The sequence below is a fragment of the Streptomyces sp. NBC_00271 genome, from assembly GCF_036178845.1.
GTDB lineage: Bacteria > Actinomycetota > Actinomycetes > Streptomycetales > Streptomycetaceae > Streptomyces.
Window position 1 is genome coordinate 11,041,265 of sequence record NZ_CP108070.1, and the last position, 22,413, is coordinate 11,063,677.

Sequence of the window (22,413 nt, forward strand, 5' to 3'; positions counted from 1 at the left end):
CACGAACTAAAGTAGTTCGCGCCACGTACCTTTGCAAGTAGAATCGGAGCATGACTTCTCCCAACGACACGCCGCCCTCGATCGCACCGTCACGCACAGGTGGGGAACCCGTGCTGGTGGATGTGGACGCCCTCGCCCAGCTGTCGTTTCTGGTGCACAACGCCCTGGACGAGATCGCCGGGCAGCGCGACTTGTCGATCACCCAGGCGCGACTGCTCGGGGTGCTGCGCGACCGGGAGCCGACGATGAACCAGCTCGGTCGGCTGCTCGGCCTGGACAAGTCCTCGATCAGCGGCCTGGTCGACCGCGCACAGCGTCGCGGCCTGGTCACGCGCACCGTCAGCGCGAACGACCGCCGCGCGTTCCGGGTGTCGATCACCGACGCCGGTCGACAGCTCATCGAACAGCTCGCGGCACAGTTCGCCGAGCAGATCGAGCTGGCCGTCGCGCCGCTCTCGGATGTCGACCGGGAGCGGCTGTCCCAGTTGGCGGCCCAGGTCGTGGCCTCCGACGCCCACCGCCGCGGCATCGACCTGCGCACCACACCCCGCTGACCGGGCCTCAGAGAACCCGCTCCTGCTGGGGGAGGGGGCGGCTCGAACGGTGACGCCCGGCTCTCCGGCGCCGGACCGCCGAGGCCGCCCCCTCTTCACTGCGTGGGATCACCAGCCGATGCCGAGCGTCAGCCCGGTCGGCGGGTTCGCGTTGCCCAGGATCTGCACGGACGACTGGTCGTTGATGTCGTCGTAGGGGAAGGCGTAGGCGCGCCGGTCGAGGCCGACGGTGTGGAGGAAGGCGGCGTAGTCGTTCTTGGTGCCTCCGGTGTAGTAGGCGGACGGGGTGTACCAGGCCGAGGTGTCGAGGGCCACGCCCCGGTTGAACGCGGCGCAGAACTCCGCGCCGAGCTGCTTCTCCGGGTCGCTGCCCGAGGCCAGCGTGCCCGCGCAGGCCATGACGTCCGGGGAGGACGGCTTCCGGAGCGCGTAGGGACCGGCGCCGTTCTTGGTGAAGGTGAGCGTGGTCCCGGAGACACCGCCGGTGAAGGTCTCACCGAGCCGGGTCAGCCTGAAGGGGTGCGTGGAGTAGTAGGACCAGGTCTGGTCGATGGTCGACTGGAGGTGGTTCGCCTGGGAGCCTCCCGTGAGGAAGAGGTCGGAGGAGCGCGGCGCGACGATCCGGTAGGTGTTCTGCAGTGGCTTGAAGGCCGTGCCCACCGAGGCGGCGTACTGGGACATCACCTGGGCGCGGGTCTGTGTGATGCCACGTGTGGTGTCGTAGCCGCTCGACGTCTGCGTCAGACGTGAGGTCATCGGGAAGCCGAACTGGTCGACCTGGGTGGTGTTGCCGCCGAAGGCCACCTGCCCGAAGACGTACGTGTACTCGTACCAGTCGTAGTAGACATCGGTGTTGGGGTCGTTCGGATTGCGCAGGTCGGGGCCGCCCCAGCCCTGGTCGTCCGGGGAGACCGGAATGTACAGCGGGGAGCCGAGGGAGACGTAGATCCGGCCGCCGCGGATCGACGTCGGCGAAGGTACCGAACCGCCCGACTGGGCGAGCGTGAACGACATGCTCGGGTAGTTCACGCCGTTCTTGGTCAGGTGTCCGGGCGCGTTCGCGTCCAGGTGGTTGATGTGGGTCATGGTTCCGTCGGCCTTCATGTACGACCACTGACCGGGCGTCACCTGGCCGAGCACGGTGATGTGGATCTGTGCGTTGGTGTACGTGCCACGGGTGTTGTTCTGGAAGGTGATCGGGAAGCTGCCGCCCCCGCCCCCGCCCCCGCCTCCGCCGTCGACGGAGTAGGTGAAGTGCGGGGTGTCGTAGAGCGGGCCGCTCCTCTCGTATGTGAACCAGTACTCCAGGGTGAAGCCGCTCGGTAGGCCGCTGACGTTCTGCTGCCAGGTGCCCGCGTTGTTCGTCATCCGGAAGTTCTGCTGGCCGGCGCCGGCCGACAGGTAGTGCACGTCGACCAGGGACGCGGGGGCGGTCGGCTTGAACCAGATCTGGACCGAACCGGAACCGGTCGAGGTGACGCCCTGGGTGTAGTCGGCGGCGGCCTTCGCGGGCACCGCCCCGGCCAGGCCCAGCGCCAGCACCGTGAGGAGGGCGGTCAGGACGGCCGTCACCAGCCGCCTGACCCCGGGGCGTGACCTCCTGGACCTGGCCGGGAGATATGCGATCATCCGTCAACTCTCCCGTCAGTGCCCGAAGTCGAACCAGTTGACGTTCACGAAGTCCGCGGGCTGGCCGCTGGTGAAGGTCAGATAGACGTCGTGGGTTCCGGTGACGGAGCTGATGTTCGCGGGGACCGTCTTCCACGTCTGCCAGCCACCGGTGTTGGCCACCGCGAAGCTGCCTGTCGGCGTGCTCGTGCGGCTGTCGAGGCGCACTTCGACCAGTCCGCTGACACCGCCCGCCGCGCCGCTCGCGACCCGGCCGTAGAACTGCTTGGCCGCCGTGGTGCCGAAGTCGACACCCTTGTAGAGCGCGTAATCGCCGTTCGCGAGGGTGTCGATGTTCTGGCCGCCCCCCGTGTCGGTGGTGGTCTCCGTTCCGACGCCCGCCTGGCCGTCGTACGACTCGGCCTGGATCTCGTGGTACGCGTCACGGTTGCCGGAAGGCGGCGGGGTCGTCGGCGGCGGGGTCGTGCCGCCACCGCCGGTGGCCTGCAGCACCTGGACGTAGTCGACCACGAGCGGGTGGCCGGGGTCCGTGCCGCCGTCGGGGCCGCCGCCGAAGGCCGCCGGGAACTCGCCGCCCATCGCGATGTTCAGGATGATGAAGTAGCCGTGGTTGGTGGCGTTGGCCCAGGTCGTGGCGTCGACCTGACTCTGCCTGACCGTGTGGAAGTTGACGCCGTCGAGGTAGAAACGCATCTCCTCGGGGCTGGTCGACTTGTCCCACTCCACGGCGTAGGTGTGGAAGCCGCCCTGGCAGGTCGTGCCCTCACAGACCTTCTGGCCGCCGATGCCGGACTTCTCGTTGCAGGGGCCACCCGGGCTGGTGCCGCAGTGCATCGTGGCCCACTCGTTGTTGATGCCCTGGACGTTCTCCATGATGTCCAGCTCGCCGACGCCGGGCCAGTTCCACCAGTTGCCGCGGTACGGGGCGCCCAGCATCCAGAAGGCGGGCCAGTAGCCCTTGGCGGCCGCGCCGGTCACGTTCGGCATCTGGAGCCGGGCCTCGACGCGGAGTTTGCCGTCGGCGGGCGGCTGGAAGTCGGAGCGGTTCGTCTCGATGCGGCCCGACGTCCAGTTGCCCGCGGCGTCGCGCTGCGGGGTGATCCGGAGGTTTCCGGCGCCGTCGAGCGAGACGTTGTTGGTGCTGGAGGTCATCGTCTCGACCTCGCCGGTACCGAAGCCGGCCGGCCCGCCGGGATAGCTCGTGCCCGTCGTGTACTGCCAGTTCGAGCTGTTGATGCCGGAGCCGGCGGCTCCGTCGAAGTCGTCGAGGAAGACCTGGGACCAGCCGGACGGGGGCGTGGGGGTGGACGCGTTGGCGGGGAGGGTGGCGGCCGCCGCCGCGGCGGCCGCGAGGCCGAGGGCGCTGAACACGGCGATGAGGGCGCGCCGTAGGGAGCCGCGTCTGACAGGCGTGCCGGAGGGTTCACTCATGGGTGCCTCTTCGGGTACGGAGTGGGGAGTGCGGGTGGTGGTGGGAGCACTCCGTCGCATTCTGAGAGCGCTCTCAAAACAGCTGCGCGGACAATGTGCTCCCCGTCACTCCGCACGTCAAGAGGTGAAGTCGGGAAAGTCCTTCCGGCGTATGTGAGTTCACGTCGTGAAAGAAGGGGGGTGTGCTGAGGGCACACGAGAAGCGCGGCAGTCCGCGGATTGTGCCGAGCGGACACCGTCGTGAGCGGCGGCTTCAGGGGCGGTCGAGGGAAGTTGGGCGGGTGAGGACCACGCCCAGCAGGGACAGCCCCGTAGGCGACCCGGGTAAGCGACCTAGTGGGCGACAACCCTCCCGATTTCCCGGGTGGTTGATGTTCACGCACCACCGTGGCGGCCACCGCGACGCACCCGTCGCAGCCGCCGCACCACGGCGTGCGGCACACCCGTGCGGCGTCGCGCCGTCGCATCCCGCGATCCGATGGGCGGTCACCCCGCCCCACGATGACACGAGACCCAGGAGTCACCCATGCCCTTTCTGGTCACCGCCGTCGTCCTCATCGCCGTGCTCTGTCCGCTGAACCTGCTGCTCACCTTCGGCGTCATACGCAAACTCCGTGCCCAGGCCGACGAGAAGGCCGACCGGGTGGCGGACGGCCCGATCATCCCGGCCGACTCGGCCGTGCCCGGCTTCTCCGCCGTCACCACCGCCGGTGAGCGGATCACCCGCGAGGGCCTCGGCGAGGCCATGCTGGGCTTCTTCTCGCCCGACTGCCGGGCCTGCAAGGAGCGGCTGCCGCTCTTCGTGGAGCAGGCGCGCACCACGGTCCGCGCGACCGGTCGCAGCGTCCTCACCGTCGTGCACGGCACCGACGAGGAGGCCCGCGAGCAGGTGGCGGCGCTCTCCGAGGTCGCCCACGTCGTGGTCGAGCCGGGCGACGGGCCGCTCGGCGAGGCCTTCGACATCGCCGGGTATCCGGTCTACGGCCCGATCACCGTCGACGGCACCCTCAGTGCCACCGCCTTCGACTCCGGCCGCCTGCCTGCGCCTTCGAAGGCCGCGGTCTGACCCGGGGCACCGCCCCGGGTCAGGACGGACCGTCGGGCCTCGCCGCGGCGGCCAGGCTCGGCTGGAGCCGGCGGGCGGCGTCGAGGTGGTCGGCGGTCCAGATGATGCGGACGGCCGTGTCCGTGGCCTGCCCGTGCTCGTCGCTGAGGTCGCGGCGGAGGGATTCGACCAGCTGTGCCTCGGCCGCGGGGTTGCGCGGCAGCGGATCCCGGACGGAGGCGTTGTGCTCGAGACCGGCGGCCAGATCCCGGTACCAGCCGGAGATCTGGCCGGCGGTGCTCTGCAGGACGAGGCCGGCTTCCGCCCGGTTCGGCTCGCTGTCCGGTTCGCCGGCGCGCCGCCACAGCCCCAGGACCGCGTCCGCCGCGAGGCGCAACCCCACGATGCCGGTCACCAGGGTGGTCATGTCGGCCAGGGGTACCGGTTTGGCGCCGCGTTCGGCCAGATAGCTGCGGAACGCGTCGTCGAGCCTGCGCGCGGCCGCGGCCGCTTCGACGCCCTCCCGCAGCGCGACCTCGGCAGAGGCAGGCCCGGGCGCGGTGCCGCAGTGGCCGATGGCACATTGCACCGCGCCCGCCAGATACCGGGCGCTGTCCGTGTACGCCTCGGCGAGCGCCCGGTCGACGGCCGCCGAGGCGCCGCGCGGCCAGAAGAACAGGCCCACCAGCACGCTCACCGCGCAGCCGATGGCGATGTCCTGGATCCGCAGCAGCACGATGTGCCAGTCGGGGTCCTGGCCGATGTTGAACAGGATGACGAGGGTGATGGTGAAGGACGCCTGACCGGCGGCGAAGGAGATGGCGGAGGGGGCGATGCCGGCGAGCAACACGGCGAGGGGCAGCAGGAACCAGAGCGCCGTGCCGTGGTGGCCGATCAGCTGCAACAGCCCGGTGCCGATGATCGAACCCGCGAGGGTGCCGCCCAGGGCGCGGACCGCGTTCTGCCCGGTGTTGAGGGCGTTCGAGCGCAGCACGGACAGGGTTCCCAGGAGCACCCAGAACGAGTGCTGGACGCTGGTCACGTTGGCGAGGCCGACCGCGATGCCGAGGCCGAGCGCTCCCCGCAGGCTGTTGTGCAGCCAGACGGACCCCGGCTGAAGGTGGGCGGCGGCTCGCGCGCGCGCCGCCGCCAGTGGTCGGGTCACGGCGTCGGGCTCGCGGCCCAGCAGGCGTTCGAACCAGCTGCGGCGCTCGGCGGCCGCGGCCAGGGCCACGTTGTCCGCGATCTGCAGCGTCGCGAAACCCAGCTCCTGCGCGCGGAACGAAAGGTCCAGCGCTCCGATGACGGGGTGCACCTGCGAGGGTGTGCCGGCGCCGCCCTGGCGCACGGGCAGCAGGGTGGTGGCGTTGCGCTCCATGTCGGCCATGGCCTTGCGCAGACTCTCCGAGGCTGCGTGCAGCTCGTCCGGTGAGCGGCGCGGGGCGTCGAGCAGCGCGGCCACCTCGTCGAGTACGGCCGCGGCTGCCCGGCGTACGGACCGGGCGGCGATGTCGCAGGCCGCTCCACCGTCGAGCGGGGGCGCGCTGTCGGCCAGGATGCTGCTGAGCCAGGTCAGTTCGTCGACCAGGCGGACGAGGGCGCGCGAGCTGGTGGACAGGCCGGTGGGGCGGTACGGGGTGGCGTCGAAGACGGTGCGCAGCTCGGCCGCCGCGGCGGCGGCCTCGTCGGCTCTGGTACGGCACTGACCGGTGCTCGGCGCGGCAGGCCCGCCCGCCAGGAGGGACGCGTCGGTGCGCAGTTGCTCGGCGGCCGCACGGCAGACCCGGGCGGCGGGTGCGCTGAGGGGGTCCCCGCTGGGACGGGGCCACAGCAGGGTGACCGCGAGCATGGCGGCGGCTGCCGCGAGGCCCGCTCCCGCGAGCCGGGCGGGAAGCTCCGCGAACGGGACGGGCGAGGTCACCGGGAGGATGAAGGCCAGCAGCAGCGCGGTCGAGGCGCCCGCGAGGACGGAGCTGACCACCCCGGAGAACAGCACCAGGAAACCGATGACGACCATGGCGGTGACCGCGAGCCAGGTCTTGTCGGCCACGAGCGTGCCCAGACAGATCAGGACGGCCCAGGCGACCGCGAGGCCGAGGTGGGCGCGGAGCCGCTGCACCATCGGACCGGTGAAATCCACGAGCAGCAGCATCGAGAACGCACCGAACGCGGCGAAGGTCGCCATCGTCGGTGACCCGATGACCTGGCTGCACAGGGCGAACAGCGCGGGCATGACGAGCGCCGTCCGCCCGGCACGCCGGGTGGCCGCCAGCTCGGGATCGCGGTCGCGCAGCCACGACGCGACCGACCCGGGGCGGATTCGACCGGATGTCCGCACGTGCCCGGCCACCTCCTGTCGACAGGCCTGCGCCCCACCGAGTGTGACGTCTCTTCCGGAGCGACGTCACCCGAACACGATCTCTGCTCGTGATTCACCCAGGCGGGGCGTGCCCGCGGCGTACAGACCGCCCGCGCGAGGGGTGTGGAGGGCACCGTCCTGCGGAGGTCACTGTCCCGCCGAGGTCGCTGTCAGCCGGCGAACGCCTCGTTCAGGCGGACGTTGTAGCCGTCCTCTTCCATGAGGACGACGGTGACGCCGAACGGGGAGGGATGGTCGAGTTCGAGCGGGATGAAGGAGTAATTGACCGCGGCCTGGACGGGAAGGACCAACTCGCCGCCCGGCTGTGGTTCGACGGCGGGCTGCCAGGCCGGCTCGGCCGAGCCCCGGCCCTCGGGGGAGTGAGCCGGGGGCTGTTCGGTGTAGGGGAACTGGTGCAGCACATGGCCGTCCTTCGTGGCGTGCACCATGTTCAGACACGGCACCGGGCCGGTGATCGGCAACTGGCAGGCGGTGGCGACGTCGTGGGTCTCCCAGGCGAGCACGACCTCGTCGGCGCCGGCCGCCGCGGCGATGTTCGCGAGCTCGGCGATGCCGGTGAGCGCGTCCTTGCCGGGCTCGGTCGGCCGCACCCAGATCAGGCCGACCAACTCGCCGCGCACCAGCGGCATGATGACCGGCCGTGGCACGGCACCCTCGGCGAGCCCCGCGGCGTACGCGCTCTTCATCGACTCCACCAGCGCGTCCCACGTCTGTGCATCCATGAACTCATCCTCGTCGCCCGCCTGTGTCCGATCAGGCTGACCCTGTCATGCGGGCCGTGCCCTCCGCCAGCGGCTCGGACCGGTCAGGCGGGCGCTCCAGCCAGGACTTCCACCTTGCCGGTGTCGAGCGAGTAGTAGGCGCCGACCACGGCGAGGGCACCCTTCTTCACGAGGGGGGCCAGGTCCTGATTGGAGCGCAGGTCGGCGGCGGTCAGCGTGACCTGCGCGCGGGCCATGGAATCCACCGGGTCGGGACCACCCCCATGGACCTGCTCGTACGCCGGACGCAGGGCCTGGGCGATCGCCTCCAGGTTGCCGGGCAGCGGTTTGCCGTCGCGGATGGACTTGTACGCCGCCTCGATGGCGCCGCAACGTTGATGCCCGAGCACCACGATGAGCGGAGTGGCGCTCGTCATGGGCCCGTACTCCACGGAACCCGTGACCACCGGATCGATGGCCTCCCCGCCCGTGCGCATCACGTACAGGTCACCCAGCCCGGTGTCGAAGAGGAGTTCGGGCGGTACCCGGGAGTCGATGCAGGAGAGGATCGCCCCGAAGGGCTCCTGCTTCTCGGCCACGAACTCGCGCCGGTCCGGATCGCGGTCGGGATGTCGAAGATCGCCGCTCACCCAGCGCTTGTTGCCTTCCATCAGTCTGGTGAACGCCGCGGCGGGCGTGGTCGGCGCCGGTTCCGGCGGAGCGCTGGTCGGCGGCGAGGCCGCGCTCGTCGGCGAACACCCCGCAAGCGCGGCCGTGGCGGCCGCGAGACCGCCGACGAGAAGAACTCTGCGATCGGGATGTCCCGCTCTGTCCATCAGCCCTGACCTCTCAGTCCGCCGAGACGTCTGCGTACGTCTTGACCAGGGGCGATTGTGCAGTGCGGTGAGGGAACAGGACGGGAGGCACAAGCGGGCGCGGGCCGCTCCGCCACCGATGGCCCACGACCGGGAGATCTGGAACGGTCTGTGGCGGAGCGTCACAGCCGGCCGGTCAGATGCCCATCGACGCCATCTCGATCGCCGACCGGTAGTTCGCTGCCGCGGTCACCACGCAGGCCCGATAGGTCCGGTTGTCCTTCACGACGAGGAAGTAGTCCTTGAGGTTCTTCCAGTAGCTGAGCAGGTAGCCGATGCCCGGGAGGAAGCCGGGCGGCCGGGGTACCAGCGCGAAGGCCTCGGAGCACCGGAGGATTTCCCCGGTCGCCTGGGAGAGGACGTCGGCGACGTCGGGGTTCATGTTCCAGCCGGCGGCCAGGTCGGCGTTCCAGATCGAGGCGGCCACCTCCCGCAGGTGCGCCTCCTCCTCCGGGGAGATGTCGCTCTGGCCGAAGGCGTGCACGGCCGCCGCGGGTGTCGTGGCCGGGGAAGGTCCGGCGGCGGCCGCGGCCGCCGTGCCCGAGACTCCGAGGAGAAGTGCGGCTGTTGTGGCCGCCGCCACCGTGTACGTGGCCCGTCTGCCACCCATGCTGATCGGTCCCCTCTGCGGATGCGCCCGGGCCTGCCGCCCGGGCAGGGCCGACGCTGTCATGTGCCGTACATACGGGTCAACGGCGACAATCTGCCAACCGCGGCCGACGGTTGCTTCTTGACGACGGTGCACAAGGACGCCGCCCGAGACCCCTTCGTACGGCGGCAGGTACGCATCCGTCGGGGCAGGCGGGGCACCCTGATGGTGGCGGGAACCACCCGTGCGGGCGACGACGTGCGTCCGCCCTGGACGGCGCACTCGAATTCACGGTGTTCCGAGAGGGGCATGGACGGGAGTGGCCCGGTTCACATGGCATAACGGCGGCGTCACCGACAGCATGGTCCTCGTCACCGGCAGGCCGAAGGGATCCAGGATGTTCCGCAAGGTGCTGGTCGCCAACCGCGGCGAGATTGCGATTCGCGCGTTCCGCGCTGGCTATGAACTGGGCGCGCGAACCGTGGCCGTCTTCCCCCACGAGGACCGCAACTCGCTGCACAGGCTGAAGGCCGACGAGGCCTACGAGATCGGCGAGCCGGGGCACCCGGTACGGGCCTATCTCTCCGTGGAGGAGGTCGTCCGTGCCGCACGCAAGGCGGGTGCGGACGCCGTCTACCCCGGCTACGGGTTCCTGTCCGAGAACCCGGAACTGGCGCGCGCCTGCGAGGAGGCGGGCATCACGTTCGTCGGCCCGGACGCCGCCACTCTCGAACTGACGGGAAACAAGGCCCGCGCCGTGGCGGCCGCCCGGGCGGCCGGCGTGCCGGTCCTCGGCTCCTCGGCGCCCTCCACCGACGTCGACGAACTGGTCCGCGCCGCCGAGGACGTCGGCTTTCCCGTCTTCGTCAAGGCGGTCGCGGGCGGCGGAGGGCGCGGTATGCGACGGGTCGAGGACCCGGCCACACTGCGTGAGTCCATCGAGGCGGCCTCCCGCGAGGCGACGTCGGCGTTCGGCGACCCCACCGTCTTCCTGGAGAAGGCCGTCGTCGATCCGCGCCACATCGAGGTGCAGATCCTCGCCGACGGACAGGGCAACGTCATCCACCTGTTCGAGCGTGACTGCTCGCTGCAGCGCCGCCACCAGAAGGTGATCGAGTTGGCGCCCGCGCCGAACCTCGATCCGGCGCTCCGGGACCGGATCTGCGCCGACGCGGTGCGGTTCGCCCGCGAGATCGGCTACCGCAACGCCGGCACCGTGGAGTTCCTCCTCGACCGCGACGGCAACCACGTCTTCATCGAGATGAACCCGCGTATCCAGGTGGAACACACGGTCACGGAGGAGGTCACCGACGTCGACCTCGTCCAGGCCCAGCTGCGCATCGCCTCGGGCGAGTCGCTGGCGGATCTCGGGCTCTCCCAGGAGACGGTCACCCTGCGCGGTGCCGCCCTCCAGTGCCGTATCACCACCGAGGATCCGGCGAACGGCTTCCGCCCGGACACCGGCCGGATCAGCGCCTACCGTTCGCCGGGCGGCTCGGGCATCCGTCTGGACGGCGGTACCACCCACGCGGGTACGGAGATCAGCGCGCACTTCGACTCGATGCTGGTCAAGCTCACCTGCCGGGGCCGGGACTTCAAGTCCGCGATCGGGCGCGCCCGGCGTGCCGTGGCCGAGTTCCGCATCCGCGGCGTCGCCACGAACATCCCGTTCCTCCAAGCCGTACTGGACGACCCCGACTTCCAGGCCGGGCGGGTCACGACGTCGTTCATCGAACAGCGACCGCACCTGCTCACCGCCCGCCACTCCGCCGACCGCGGCACCAAGCTGCTCACCTACCTCGCCGACGTCACGGTGAACAAGCCGCACGGCGAACGCCCCGAGCTGATCGACCCGGTCACCAAGCTGCCGCCGCTGCCCGCCGGTGAGCCGCCCGCGGGTTCCCGGCAGCGCCTCGTCGAACTCGGCCCGGAAGGCTTCGCCCGGCAGCTGCGCGAGTCGCCGACCATCGGCGTCACCGACACCACCTTCCGCGACGCCCACCAGTCCCTGCTCGCCACCCGGGTACGCACCAAGGACCTCCTCGCCGTCGCCCCGGCCGTGGCCCGGACCCTGCCCGAGCTGCTGTCCCTGGAATGCTGGGGCGGCGCCACCTACGACGTCGCCCTGCGCTTCCTGGCCGAGGACCCCTGGGAACGCCTGGCGGCCCTGCGCGAGGCCGTGCCCAACATCTGCCTCCAGATGCTGCTGCGTGGCCGCAACACCGTCGGCTACACGCCCTACCCGACCGAGGTGACCGACGCCTTCGTCCAGGAGGCCGCGGCCACCGGCATCGACATCTTCCGCATCTTCGACGCGCTCAACGACGTCGGCCAGATGCGCCCGGCCATCGATGCCGTACGGGAGACCGGGACGGCGATCGCCGAGGTGGCCCTGTGCTACACCTCCGACCTGTCCGACCCGTCGGAGCGGCTGTACACCCTGGACTACTACCTCCGCCTCGCGGAGCAGATCGTGGCGGCCGGCGCACATGTCCTGGCCGTCAAGGACATGGCCGGTCTGCTGCGGGCACCCGCCGCGGCCACGCTCGTGTCGGCTCTGCGCCGCGAGTTCGACCTGCCGGTGCACCTGCACACCCACGACACCGCGGGCGGTCAGCTCGCCACCTACCTCGCCGCGATCCAGGCGGGCGCGGACGCGGTGGACGGCGCGGTCGCCTCCATGGCGGGCACCACCTCCCAGCCGTCGCTGTCGGCGATCGTCGCCGCCACCGACCACTCCGACCGGCCCACCGGCCTGGACCTGGGGGCCGTCGGTGACCTGGAGCCGTACTGGGAGAGCGTCCGCAGGATCTACGCGCCCTTCGAGGCGGGCCTGGCCTCGCCGACCGGACGCGTCTACCACCACGAGATCCCCGGCGGCCAGCTGTCCAACCTGCGTACCCAGGCGGTCGCCCTCGGCCTCGGCGACCGCTTCGAGGACATCGAGGCGATGTACGAGGCGGCGGACCGTATCCTGGGCCACCTGGTCAAGGTCACCCCCTCCTCCAAGGTCGTCGGTGACCTCGCCCTGCACCTGGTGGGTGCCGGGGTGACGCCGGAGGACTTCGAGGCGACACCGGACAGGTTCGACATCCCCGACTCCGTCATCGGCTTCCTGCGCGGCGAACTGGGCACCCCGCCCGGCGGCTGGCCTGAGCCCTTCCGCACCAAGGCGCTTCAAGGCCGCGCAGAGGCCAAGCCCGTGCCGGAGCTGAGCGCCGAGGATCGTACGGGCCTGGAGAAGTCCCGGCGTTCGACCCTCAACCGGCTGCTGTTCCCCGGGCCGACGCGCGACTTCGACACCCGCCGCCAGGCTTACGGTGACACCAGCGTGCTGGACAGCAAGGACTTCTTCTACGGGCTGCGCCCCGCCAAGGAGTACTCCGTCGACCTCGAGCCCGGCGTGCGGCTCCTCATCGAGCTCCAGGCCATCGGCGAGGCGGACGAACGCGGTATGCGCACCGTGATGTCCTCCCTGAACGGCCAACTGCGCCCGATCCAGGTCCGTGACAACGCGGCGGCTTCCGACGTACCGGTGACCGAGAAGGCCGACAGGGCCAACCCCGGGCACGTGGCGGCGCCGTTCGCCGGTGTGGTGACGCTCGCGGTCGCCGAGGGCGACGAGGTGGAGGCCGGTGCGACCGTGGCCACCATCGAGGCGATGAAGATGGAAGCCTCCATCACCGCCCCCAAGGCCGGCCGGGTGACCAGGCTGGCCATCAACCGGATCCAGCAGGTGGAAGGCGGCGATCTGCTCATCGAGGTCGGCTGAGGCTTGTGTGACGGAGCGCGCGTGCATCGAGCATGCGCGCTCCGCCAGCCTAGAGGCCGTCGCCGGCCATGCTCGGTCTGTGCACGAGTAGCTGTGCCACCTCGAACGCCATCTCGGCGACCCCGTCGGCCGGTGGTGGGTGGTAACGCCCGGCGCAGACGGACAGGTTGACGATGAGGTGGGCGTGCCAACTGGTTCTCCCCCGAGGAGTGCGACGCATGCTCCGTTCGCCTCGATCGGCGGGGAAACAACTCTTCGGGGGCGGCGATCGCGGTGTGGGCGGCCTTGAGCTTGTTCTCCAGGAGCGTGCATTCCTGGGTCTTCGCTGTCAGGCGCTTCTTGAGATCGGCGATGGCCGTATCGCGCTTGGCCCCACCGGGGGCGACCCTGCCGTGGGCTGCGAGATGCGCGTCCCACTCGGCCAGGACCGCATGCGCACGGTTCATGGTCGCCCGGCTGACCTGGGCCTCTTTGTAGAGGTTCTCCTTCGTGAGGCGCCCGTCGGTCCGCTGCGGGCGGCCTTCGAACAGGCGGGTCATCGCGGCCCGCAGGGAGGCAGCGGTCTTGGGGCCGGCCTGGTCCTCGAGGCCGCTGTCGGAGTGAACGGTCACCGGGCTCCTCCCGCCATCTTGAGCACGCTGCGAGCGATGTCGAGTTCGCGTTCGGCGAGGTCCCGGCGGCAGGCCGGCGTGGCGGGGCTGTTGATGAGCTGGAGCTGTGTGCGCTGGTGGGAGCCGTAGATCGTCCTTCCAGCCGAAGCCCTTGAACCTGACGGGGGCCCACCACCAGGTGGTGGGCCCGTTCCGTCTTCGCCTGTCGGCAAGGAAACGCCCGTCTTCCTCCTGGACCGGGCGGGCGAGGATTCGGCGGATCTGCCGGCAGAGGGCCCGCCGTGTCACGAACGGAACCGCCGGTACGCCTGGGGTACGTGAGCCGGGAATCAGAGCGGTGGCCACCGTCTTGCTTTGGCTGCCAGCGAGTCCCAGTACAGGGCATGGCTGCCCGCCTTGCTGAGGCTCGGGACCGTCCGGTGTGGGCCGGGTGCCGACTCAGCCCAGCTGTTGGGCGTTCAGGCCGATGAGGCGTTCGTAGGCGGGGTTTTCGTCGGGGTAGAGGACCTGAATGTCGACGGGAAGGGCCGTCCCGGGATCGACGCTGTGTCCGCCGCCTGCGGGGGAGCCGAGCAGGACGGCACCGTCGGTGCCGTTGCGGAGGATCTCCCCCCAGAAGGCGTCGATGAAGCTCTTGGACAGTGAGGTTCCCCCCGGCAGGGCACCGAAGCCCACGGTCCATCTCGTGACGCGGGTGTCCTCGGCGTACATCGTGAGCCGGTAGGAGTAGAGGTGCCCCGGGCCTTCCGCCCAGTGGCCGCGCAGCTCCTGGTCGACGCGCAGGTTCCCCACGAAGCGGGACGCCAGTGCGGATTGGGCTTGGTCGTTCCAGGAGCCGTTCGGGCTCCCAGCCATGGGGATGGCGGCCAGGTTCGCGATCGAGGTTCCCCGGTCCACCGGCAGTGAGTGCCCCTGCTGGTTGGCGGCAGAGAAGAGCGCGTTGTCCTCGACGGTGTTGTTGACGACCCCGCTCACCCCGTCACCGCTGTGGTCGAACCCGTACTCGGAGAAGTTGTTGACGTACGCGCCCATCGGAATGGCCAGGATCTTGTCTCCACGCCCCGGGGTCTGGCCTACGTTGAAGCCAGTGGCCCGGTAGAGACAGAAGTTCCCCTCGGGGCACGCCTCGGCGCCCTGTCCGTAGATCAGCTTCGGTTCCTTGTCGCTCACTGCACTCCCTCACCGCTAGCGGCTGACGCGGCTGCTTGGGGGGCCGACCATGCTGGCCGGCCCCCCAGGCAGCCGCCGGGTTCTGCGGACCGTGACTGCCCCGGGGGCTGTTCGAGAGCGGAGCCGTGACGACGGAAACGGCACAGACGCCCGATCGGCACACTATGCGACGATTTTGCTACTTAGCGTAATGACATGTAGGGCTGCATGGACGCGTCACTCAGCACGGAGAAGGCTTACGCCGGCTGGAAAACCGGGGAGAGACCTGATCTTGATCTTTATCTTCGGGCTGGACCGGGCCAGGGCGTCGGAGGAGCGGCGGCGCAAGGGCGGGCGGTCTTCCTCCGGTGTCGCCATGACGAACTCTGGGCAGGAAAAGCCGCTGATACGTGTCCTGCACGACGAGTCCCGCCGCGACCTGCGGGAGCCGGACTACCCCCGTACCGTCCGTCGGTGAGCTGACCGGCCTGGCTGGCGATCCCCGGCCGGAGGTCGTCCCCCGCACCCTGTGTGCCGGCGGAGCAGGGTTGCCAGCCGCCGGGGGCGAGGTTGAGGAACAGGTGACGGCCTGTCAGGGGACGCGTGCCACTCCGGTGTAGATACCGCTGCCCTCGGGTGCGGGAGCGGGGGCCGTCTTGAACCACTCGGGGGCGGTGACCAGGCCTGGGTCGAGAAGGTCCAGGCCGTCGAAGAAGCGGGTGACTTCCGGGCGGGTGCGGAAGCCGAGGCGGATGCCGCCCTTGGCGTATTCGGCGGTGACCTGTTCCGCCAGTTCCGGGTAGAGGTCGGAGGCGGCGTGCGACAGCACGAGGTGACTGCCTGGCGGCAGGGTGGCGACCAGGCCGCGGACGATGCCGTGGGCGTCCTGCTCGTCCGTGATGAAGTGCATCAGTGCGATCAAGGACAGTGCGATCGGGCGGTTGAAGTCCAGTACGGCGCGGGCGCGTTCGAGGATGGAGTCCGGCTGCCGTACATCGGCCTCGATGTAGTCCGTGACCCCTTCGGGATGGCTGATCAGCAGGGCTTCCGCATGCCGCAGCACGATCGGGTCGTTGTCGGTATAGACGACCTTCGCCGTCGGCGTGATCTGTTGGACGATCTGGTGCAGATTCGGCCGGGTGGGGATGCCGGTGCCGATGTCGAGGAACTGATCGATGCCCTGTGCGGCGAGCCAGGCGGCCGCCCGGTGCATGAACTGACGGTTCTGCCGGGCCGCGTCACGTGCTTCGGGCGGTAGCTTCTCGCCCACTGCCTCGTCGACGGGGTAGTTGTCCTTGCCACCCAGGAGCCAGTCATAGACCCTGGCGGGATGCGCCGTGGCCGTGTGGAAACGCGAGGGGATGGGTATGTCGGGCGTCATGACGGGCTCCAGCGCGCGAGGCGGTCAGCGGTGTTTCCGATCACCGTAGTCTGGCACAGCATCTCACCTGCCCGTAACGGGAGTTGACGGTTGCCGGTGCGGGTGCCGAAAGCCCCATCCATGGCCTGTGGCGTGCAGGTTCTTGTGAACGGGTGACGGTCGCCGGACGGGGCGTGTCAGGCTGATCGATCGTGCCGCTGCGACTGCGAGCGCCGCGGCAGGGCCCTGGACCAGGTCGCGGCCGAACACCCCGGCATCCGCAAGGTGTGGGTCGACGGCGGCTACCGTCAGCACCTCGTCGAGCACGCGGCCACCCTCGGCACTGACATGGAAATCACTCAACGCAAGCCCGGGACCAGGGGATTCACCCCGATCCCGAAACGCTGGGCAGTCGAGCGGACCTCCGGCTGGCTCATGCTCCACCGCCGACGGGCCCGCGACTACGAGACCCTGTCCGTCCACTCCGAAGCCGTGATCCACATCGCCATGACCGACCTCATGGCCCGCCGCCTTACCGGCGAGAACGTCATCTCCTGGCGCGACCCGACACCGCAGACCAAACAGCAGATTCCGGGATGAAACAACGGGAGAAGACGACCTCTGAGAGGCGTGGGACGATCTTGCGATGTTGAGGAGCGTTGAGGTCACTGCGGACCTGGTCGGCCCCATGCATGGCGAGGGGTTCCACAATTTGTACTGGCAGGGCAGGCTCGTCGTGAACCTGGACTGCTTCATCTGTGAGCGGACCGACCACACGACCTTCCTCGAACGCGCCGAGGAACGGGCCGTCTGTTCGTCCGGCGATCAGGATGGGAAGCACTTCACCGCGGCCCGAATCGCGGCGTTTGATTCCACGAGCGAGGACGAGCGGTTGAGGTTGAGGGCCGTCATGGATTTCTGGTGGACACCTTTCAGGGACTCCAAGCACGACCGCCCGGCGATAGCCCTGACACGGGCTCCATGGGTGCGACTTCATCTGGGCTCATATTGCCGTGAACATGGGGAGTCGGGTGAAACCTCGATCCAGAGCAACATGGTGCGCCCAGTTGACTTGGGCTGCCGTCACTGTGGCGCATTGATGGCCACCAGCGCCGAAGCCCCCATGATCCGTCTCTTGAACTGATTCGGACCAGTCCAGTTCAAGGCCGCGGTTCAATGGGACGATCTGGCCGAGGCGGTGGAGGGCGTGCGCCGTGTCGGTACTCCGCGCGTCGTGCCTGGCCGATGGGCGGCGATTCCCCGCTGAGTTGCGGTGTGGGCGGGGCAGCTACCCGGTTCCCGACCTTGCGGGTGGTGACCGGGGCACGGTCAGGACCACGGGTCGTCCCAGCGGTCTTCGGCGTCACGTGTGTCGGGGTGCAGCATGGTGCACAGGCAGCGGTGCAGGCCGTTGCTGTTGGTGTTCTCGGCCGCACGCATCCACGGCAGCGGCGCCATCAGCCGGGCTGTCTCGTGGGTTGCGAGGTCGTCCAGCATGGCGCGCAGTTCGTCCGGGACCGGTAGGTCGGTGAGGCACATCCACCCCAGTGCCGCGCTCACGCGTACCTCGGGCGGCCGTGCGGGGTCGGGCCAGCAGGTCCGCATCCACACCAACGTCCGCGAATCCTGGTGCGCCCGGGCCAGTTGCGCAATTGCCAGTACCAGGCCCGCGCGTACGGCCGGGTCGTGTTCGGCGAGCAGGCGGGCGTGGAATGCCGAGAGGATGTTCTGCGCGCGGGCAGAGGCGGCCGCCAGCGCGTAGGCGGCGGCGATGCGCACTTCAGGGTCGTGGTCGTCGAGCAGGGGCAGGATGAGATCGGTGTCCGCGGCGATCGCGTCGCGGGCGGCCTGCACGGACCAGTTCTGCAAGTAGCCAGTGACCTCTAAGAACCATTCGGCATCGCCGCGGAACCGCAGCATGTCGGCACGCGTGCACACACCCTGGTGCTGCATGCGCGCCACTTCGGCTGTCACCGCCAGAGCCTCGGCGCGGTGGCCGGCCTCCGGGTCGGTACCGATCCGGATCAGGAAGGGCACCGTCGGCGCCACTGCGGCCCTCATGTCGTCGGCGCACAGGCCGATGAGCATGCCGAGGGAACCGCGGACGGCGTCGCCCGAGCGCAGCCGATCCATGTTCTCCCGAACTCTGACGCCCTCCGGGAAGCGGTCCCAGGGCACCTCCTCAAGCAGGAACCCGTCCTTGGCCTCCCTGCGGATGCCCGCCACCACCGCACGGACGTCGAGGGGCCCTCCCGCCTGATCGAGCGGCTCTCCGTCCACGAATGCCCGCAGCACCCCCTGGTACGCCAGGTCGCTGTCCCACGAACTCACCGGCAACCTCCATTGAGCCCCCCGGGCCTGGCACCGCGGCGCTGGTCGAACATGCAGCTGATCATGCCAGCCGCCACCGACAGCACGCCGGGTGGTCCATCCGGATCGCGGCGTACTGAAGCGCTCCGGGATCGGTGGAGGCTCCGGACTGTCCTGAGTGGGGTGGAGTCGAGTTGCTTGTTCAGGCGAGCACGCAGGTCAGCGTCTCACTACGTCAGACCGCGTCCGGTTTCGCGGCCTTTCGCTGATGAGGCACGGCGGGGTCGACGCCCCGCTGTGACTCCTCTCGGTCAGCGATCCTTGGCCAGGGCAAGGAGTTCAGCGAACAAGCCGTTCCCGTATGCAAGTTCGTCGTACCGGCCTTGCTCGATGATGCGGCCGTCACGCATGACGAGGATCCGGTCTGCGAGACGGGTGTTCTCGAGCTGGTGCGTCACGACGATGGTCATGCGCTCGGCGGCGATGCGCTTGATCTCAAGGAAGATCTGGTGCTCGCCACGCGGGTCCATCTGCGAGGTCGGCTCGTCCAGGATCAGCAGCGGGGTCTGCCGGTACAGGGCCCGCCGCACGCGAGCCGCTGCCACTGGCCTCCGGACAGCTCGGCGCCTCCGAAGAGTTCTTGGCGAGCAGGGTGTCGAGCTGCTTGGGCAGTTTCTCGACCGCCTTCCGCATGCCGACAGCGTCGACGGCTGCCCACACGGGCCCGTCGTCGAAGGTTTTGGGCTGCCCGAGGGTGATGTTCTCGCGGGCTCGCAGGGGCCAGCAGGCGAAGTTCTGCGGGACGAGGGCGGTACGGGACCACACGGAGTCAGGACGGGTGTCGGCCAGGTCGGTGCTGTCCCACAGGACACGGCCCTTGTCGGCGAGCAGGATGCCGGTGATGAGCTTGGCGAGGGTGGACTTGCCCGAGCCGTTCTCGCCCACGATGGCCAGGGTCTCGCCCCGGTGGAGGGTGAGTGAGACTCCGTCGACGGCGGGTTCCTCCGTGCCGGGGTACTGGTACACGACCTCGTCGAGACGGATCTCCTCTACCCGTTCGCAGATGGTCAACTCCCCGCGTTTGGGGACTCGTTCGGCGGCCATGTCGAGGAAGGAACGCATGTCGGCGAGGTACAGCGAGGTGTGGAACATCGCGGCGCCGTGGATGACGAACTGCGAGAGCGCGGCCAGGGTGGTCTGGACGGCGACCACCGCGGTGGCCGCGACCGGGAGGGCGACGCGGCGGCGGTGAGGGTGCTCTCGTCGATGCGATCGGACAGGGCCCGGTACCAGTAGACGAGGCAGCTGGTCATGCCGTTCGCACGGACCTCGTCGCCGTAACGGGAGTAGGCGGCCCACCAGCGCATCATCGCCCGCACGTTGCGGTCGCCGACGTTGGCGTAGTGGGTCTCGTAGTCGACGCGTGCGGACAGCACGGCCCCCGTGCCGGCAGGGAGGACGGCGAGCAGCAGCGGCAGCATCATCCAGTGCAGCGCCGTGATGACGCCGCCCGCGGCGATCATGCGGACGACGGCGGTCATGAAGCGCTGGGCGTCCTGCACCATCATCCGTGTGCGTGTGACGCCGACCTCGGCGGCTTCCTGCCGGTCGGAGAAGCCGTCCTCCCCGTATGCGGTGGCTTCGACGCGGCACACCGCGGACACCAGGGCGACGTCCGCCTCGGTCATCAGCAGTGGGGTGATCCGCCCGTCGGCGTAGGAGGATAAAGCGCTACTGACTCGGCCGACCGCCGCGGCCGCCGTGACGACGATCAGAGCGGGCAGGGCGGCATGCAGGTGTTCGGAGACCGCGCCGGCTCCGAGGATATGCGTCATGGCCTTCGCGGGATGCTTCCCGTTGCTGCTCGCCTTGCCTGGTACCGCAGTGCAACAGGCGGATGGGCGGGGTGGCTGGTGCTGCTTGGGTTCGGCTAACGGGCCTGGAGTCGCAGCGTTTTGGGTCTGCCCGCGCTTTTCTGTGGTGAGGGTCCGTCCGAATGGCCCCGATGCAGGCAGTGGAGGCGGGTGTGGAGCAATTACACGAAGCGGCTCCGGTCCTGGCGGCCGTGGCCGCCGCCGTGGGATGGATGGCACGCCGCGGCGGCCGGGCGGGACTGTGGCAGCTGTTGGGGGACATGGCGCGCGGACGCAGCAGGATGCGCGCGGAGCGGGAACGCCGTTACGCGCTGGTGGAGTTGGTGGAGCGCCTGCCTCCTGGCAGTCGTCTTGTCGTACGGGAGAGCCCGGGCGGGCAGAGCAGCATGGATGTCCGCACGGCGCTCCCCTCACGTATCACTGACGGGCGGGACGCTCGGTGACGGCCGTGCAACTTCCCCCGGGTGAGGACTGCGGGAGGCCGCCTCCAGAAGGGTTCGAGACGTTCTTCATGCATTATGAGCCTCGGCTGCGCCGTTACCTCTACACCCTCGGGGCGCGCGACAGCCTTCTCGAGGACGCGGCCCAGATGACCCTGGAGGAAGCGTTCCGCTCCTGGCCGAGCCTGCAGGATCATCCCCGGCAGGACGCGTGGCTGTTCAAAGTGGCTCGGCAGCGCTACGCCAAGGCCTACAAAGAGCATCTGAAGCTCGGGGATCTGACCGACCCGGTCCTCTTCGACCGCCTGCACCAAGACGACGCGACGGCCGGCTGCGACCGGCGGCTGGACCTGCTGGCCATGCTGCGCCGACTTCCTGAACAGCAGTGCGAAGCCGTGGTGCTGCGCCGGTTCTTCGATCTGTCTTATGACGCGATAGCTGAGGCCATGGGAGTGCGGCCCAGCTCGGCACGCTCTCTTGTCTCGCGTGCACTGGCCCGACTCGCCCAGATGCAAGACGAAGACAAAGAGGAAGGGGGATGCACATGAGTGTCGAAGAACGTCTCGGGCAGGCGCACCGCGCACTCGAGGAGATGTGGTCCGACGAGGCGGCAACCGACGATCGCCTGCACCGTTTCCTGGCCCGCAGCGGCGCGCCGCAGCACACCGGCGCCGCTGCTGAGGTCCTGCCTGCCTCTGAAACGGCAGCACATGCCCGCACGGACGCGCACGCCAGCCGTGACCTGCCAGCCCCCCGCCAGGCAGCGACCCGTACCCTGTGCGCGACCGGATCCCGCGTGCCCTCAGCCCAGAACACGCACCGGACGCACACCTTTGGAGCGGGCAGCGGCTCCGCCGGCCCCGCCGAAGAACCCGGCGTGGACACCGCACGCCGCCTGGCTGCAGACAGCGACAGCGCCCGGATGATGGACCTCGTGGAGCGCGCCCAGGCCGGCGAGGCCGACGCCTTCGGCCGTCTCTACGACCAGTACAGCGACACCGTGTACCGCTACATCTACTACCGCGTCGGCGGCAAGGCGACCGCCGAGGACCTCACCAGTGAGACGTTCCTGCGCGCCCTGCGCCGCATCGGAACGTTCACCTGGCAGGGCCGCGACTTCGGCGCCTGGCTGGTCACCATCGCCCGCAACCTGGTTGCGGACCACTTCAAATCGAGCCGATTCCGACTCGAAGTGACCACCGGCGAAATGCTCGACGCGAACGAGGTCGAGCGAAGCCCCGAGGACTCCGTCCTGGAGTCACTGTCGGACACGCTGCTGCTCGACGCCGTACGGCGCCTGAGCCCGCAGCAGCAGGAGTGCGCGACTCTGCGCTTCCTCCAGGGGCTTTCCGTCGCGGAGACCGCCCGCGTGATGGGCAAGAACGAGGGTGCGGTCAGGGCCCTTCAGTACCGGGCCGTGCGCGGCCTGGAGCGGTTTCTGGGTGACAAGAGGGAGTGACCGACCAGGGAGCACCGGGCACCGACCAGCGTGCCGCGCTTGGGGCCGGGCGACGCGGTCGGGTACCGGCCGGCCATGTGGATCACGACGGGCCTCGTCGCGCCCTGCTGGCTCATCCTCGTCATCAGCACGATGTGGCCGCGAGCGTGACCTTCCGCAGACCTACGAGCCGGAACAGGCGCACGCCCAGCGCTGAAGGGGGCTACGACCGCGAATCTCCCGGCACGGCACCCG

General features: G+C 69.7%; 17 protein-coding genes and 2 pseudogenes. 8 read left to right on the forward strand and 11 right to left on the reverse strand.

The features are described 5' to 3' along the window. Window positions 1–50: 50 nt before the first annotated feature. Complete coding sequence (locus OG798_RS50395) at window positions 51–554, forward strand: MarR family winged helix-turn-helix transcriptional regulator (protein WP_328759587.1); 504 nt, start codon at window positions 51–53, stop codon at window positions 552–554. Window positions 555–662: 108 nt separating this feature from the next. Here OG798_RS50395 and OG798_RS50400 read toward each other — a convergent pair whose 3' ends face one another. Next, on the reverse strand, window positions 663–2,183 hold the full coding sequence (locus OG798_RS50400) for a glycoside hydrolase family 64 protein (RefSeq protein WP_328759588.1): 1,521 nt from the start codon (window positions 2,181–2,183) through the stop codon (window positions 663–665). Between the two features lie 15 nt (window positions 2,184–2,198). Beyond that, on the reverse strand, window positions 2,199–3,614 hold the full coding sequence (locus tag OG798_RS50405) for a glycoside hydrolase family 16 protein (protein ID WP_328759589.1): 1,416 nt from the start codon (window positions 3,612–3,614) through the stop codon (window positions 2,199–2,201). A 526-nt stretch (window positions 3,615–4,140) separates the two neighbouring features. Between OG798_RS50405 and OG798_RS50410 the strand changes: the two genes are divergently transcribed. Then, window positions 4,141–4,680, forward strand: a complete 540-nt coding sequence (locus OG798_RS50410; protein ID WP_328759590.1) for a hypothetical protein — start codon at window positions 4,141–4,143, stop codon at window positions 4,678–4,680. A 19-nt stretch (window positions 4,681–4,699) separates the two neighbouring features. Here OG798_RS50410 and OG798_RS50415 read toward each other — a convergent pair whose 3' ends face one another. The 4 genes from OG798_RS50415 to OG798_RS50430 all read right to left on the reverse strand — a co-directional run bounded on the left by OG798_RS50415 (window position 4,700) and on the right by OG798_RS50430 (window position 9,225). Then, window positions 4,700–6,997 carry an FUSC family protein gene (locus OG798_RS50415; protein WP_328759591.1) on the reverse strand — a complete coding sequence of 766 codons (2,298 nt, stop codon included), beginning with the start codon at window positions 6,995–6,997 and terminating at the stop codon, window positions 4,700–4,702. Between the two features lie 191 nt (window positions 6,998–7,188). Next, the gene (locus tag OG798_RS50420; RefSeq protein WP_121413534.1) at window positions 7,189–7,761 is read right to left on the reverse strand and encodes a hypothetical protein; all 573 of its coding nucleotides are present in this window, start codon (window positions 7,759–7,761) and stop codon (window positions 7,189–7,191) included. Between the two features lie 83 nt (window positions 7,762–7,844). Continuing rightward, window positions 7,845–8,576 carry a carbonic anhydrase gene (locus tag OG798_RS50425; RefSeq protein WP_328759592.1) on the reverse strand — a complete coding sequence of 244 codons (732 nt, stop codon included), beginning with the start codon at window positions 8,574–8,576 and terminating at the stop codon, window positions 7,845–7,847. Window positions 8,577–8,751: 175 nt separating this feature from the next. Next, the gene (locus OG798_RS50430; protein ID WP_257039906.1) at window positions 8,752–9,225 is read right to left on the reverse strand and encodes a hypothetical protein; all 474 of its coding nucleotides are present in this window, start codon (window positions 9,223–9,225) and stop codon (window positions 8,752–8,754) included. A 376-nt stretch (window positions 9,226–9,601) separates the two neighbouring features. On the opposite strand from OG798_RS50430, the gene OG798_RS50435 reads away from it, so the two are divergent. Then, entirely contained in the window at window positions 9,602–12,976 is a 3,375-nt protein-coding gene (locus tag OG798_RS50435; protein ID WP_120988581.1) for a pyruvate carboxylase, read from the forward strand. A gap of 49 nt (window positions 12,977–13,025) precedes the next feature. Here the strand turns inward: OG798_RS50435 and OG798_RS50440 are convergent, their stop codons facing one another. The 3 genes from OG798_RS50440 to OG798_RS50450 all read right to left on the reverse strand — a co-directional run bounded on the left by OG798_RS50440 (window position 13,026) and on the right by OG798_RS50450 (window position 16,117). Then, window positions 13,026–13,196, reverse strand: coding sequence for a hypothetical protein (locus OG798_RS50440; RefSeq protein ID WP_183126902.1), 171 nt, complete (start codon window positions 13,194–13,196; stop codon window positions 13,026–13,028). An 829-nt stretch (window positions 13,197–14,025) separates the two neighbouring features. After that, the gene (locus OG798_RS50445) at window positions 14,026–14,757 is read right to left on the reverse strand and encodes a hypothetical protein (RefSeq protein ID WP_218902377.1); all 732 of its coding nucleotides are present in this window, start codon (window positions 14,755–14,757) and stop codon (window positions 14,026–14,028) included. 571 nt (window positions 14,758–15,328) lie between these two features. Next, entirely contained in the window at window positions 15,329–16,117 is a 789-nt protein-coding gene (locus OG798_RS50450) for an SAM-dependent methyltransferase (RefSeq protein WP_067381923.1), read from the reverse strand. Between the two features lie 219 nt (window positions 16,118–16,336). Here OG798_RS50450 and OG798_RS50455 point away from each other — a divergent pair. Continuing rightward, window positions 16,337–16,696 (forward strand): annotated as a pseudogene (locus OG798_RS50455) (IS5 family transposase); the annotation flags it as partial. A 46-nt stretch (window positions 16,697–16,742) separates the two neighbouring features. Continuing rightward, window positions 16,743–17,240, forward strand: a complete 498-nt coding sequence (locus tag OG798_RS50460) for a hypothetical protein (protein WP_328759593.1) — start codon at window positions 16,743–16,745, stop codon at window positions 17,238–17,240. Between the two features lie 185 nt (window positions 17,241–17,425). Here OG798_RS50460 and OG798_RS50465 read toward each other — a convergent pair whose 3' ends face one another. Together OG798_RS50465 and OG798_RS50470 are read right to left on the reverse strand one after the other, a co-directional pair. Then, window positions 17,426–18,427: a hypothetical protein gene (locus OG798_RS50465; protein WP_328759594.1), complete on the reverse strand. Its 1,002-nt coding sequence runs from the start codon at window positions 18,425–18,427 to the stop codon at window positions 17,426–17,428. Between the two features lie 290 nt (window positions 18,428–18,717). Then, a pseudogene (locus OG798_RS50470) lies at window positions 18,718–20,499 on the reverse strand (ATP-binding cassette domain-containing protein). On the opposite strand from OG798_RS50470, the gene OG798_RS50475 reads away from it, so the two are divergent. From OG798_RS50475 to OG798_RS50485, 3 genes are read left to right on the forward strand one after another with little or no spacing between them, the layout of a single operon-like run. Next, on the forward strand, window positions 20,412–20,723 hold the full coding sequence (locus OG798_RS50475; protein WP_143669618.1) for a hypothetical protein: 312 nt from the start codon (window positions 20,412–20,414) through the stop codon (window positions 20,721–20,723). The pseudogene OG798_RS50470 and the gene OG798_RS50475 sit on opposite strands and share 88 nt — an antisense overlap. A 5-nt stretch (window positions 20,724–20,728) precedes the next feature. Continuing rightward, entirely contained in the window at window positions 20,729–21,268 is a 540-nt protein-coding gene (locus OG798_RS50480; protein ID WP_257017213.1) for an RNA polymerase sigma factor, read from the forward strand. Beyond that, window positions 21,265–22,179, forward strand: a complete 915-nt coding sequence (locus OG798_RS50485; RefSeq protein WP_328759595.1) for an ECF subfamily RNA polymerase sigma factor, BldN family — start codon at window positions 21,265–21,267, stop codon at window positions 22,177–22,179. Before OG798_RS50480 ends, OG798_RS50485 begins: the two co-directional genes overlap by 4 nt. Window positions 22,180–22,413 lie beyond the last annotated feature (234 nt).

Coding starts and splice junctions, on each gene's coding strand:
- OG798_RS50405 (WP_328759589.1), bottom strand. CDS start 3,614: ATGAGTGAACCCTCCGGCACGCCTGTCAGACGCGGCTCCCTACGGCGC.
- OG798_RS50395 (WP_328759587.1), top strand. CDS start 51: ATGACTTCTCCCAACGACACGCCGCCCTCGATCGCACCGTCACGCACA.
- OG798_RS50430 (WP_257039906.1), bottom strand. CDS start 9,225: ATGGGTGGCAGACGGGCCACGTACACGGTGGCGGCGGCCACAACAGCC.
- OG798_RS50420 (WP_121413534.1), bottom strand. CDS start 7,761: ATGGATGCACAGACGTGGGACGCGCTGGTGGAGTCGATGAAGAGCGCG.
- OG798_RS50450 (WP_067381923.1), bottom strand. CDS start 16,117: ATGACGCCCGACATACCCATCCCCTCGCGTTTCCACACGGCCACGGCG.
- OG798_RS50460 (WP_328759593.1), top strand. CDS start 16,743: ATGTTGAGGAGCGTTGAGGTCACTGCGGACCTGGTCGGCCCCATGCAT.
- OG798_RS50440 (WP_183126902.1), bottom strand. CDS start 13,196: ATGCGTCGCACTCCTCGGGGGAGAACCAGTTGGCACGCCCACCTCATC.
- OG798_RS50475 (WP_143669618.1), top strand. CDS start 20,412: ATGCAGGCAGTGGAGGCGGGTGTGGAGCAATTACACGAAGCGGCTCCG.
- OG798_RS50425 (WP_328759592.1), bottom strand. CDS start 8,576: ATGGACAGAGCGGGACATCCCGATCGCAGAGTTCTTCTCGTCGGCGGT.
- OG798_RS50410 (WP_328759590.1), top strand. CDS start 4,141: ATGCCCTTTCTGGTCACCGCCGTCGTCCTCATCGCCGTGCTCTGTCCG.
- OG798_RS50485 (WP_328759595.1), top strand. CDS start 21,265: ATGAGTGTCGAAGAACGTCTCGGGCAGGCGCACCGCGCACTCGAGGAG.
- OG798_RS50400 (WP_328759588.1), bottom strand. CDS start 2,183: ATGATCGCATATCTCCCGGCCAGGTCCAGGAGGTCACGCCCCGGGGTC.
- OG798_RS50435 (WP_120988581.1), top strand. CDS start 9,602: ATGTTCCGCAAGGTGCTGGTCGCCAACCGCGGCGAGATTGCGATTCGC.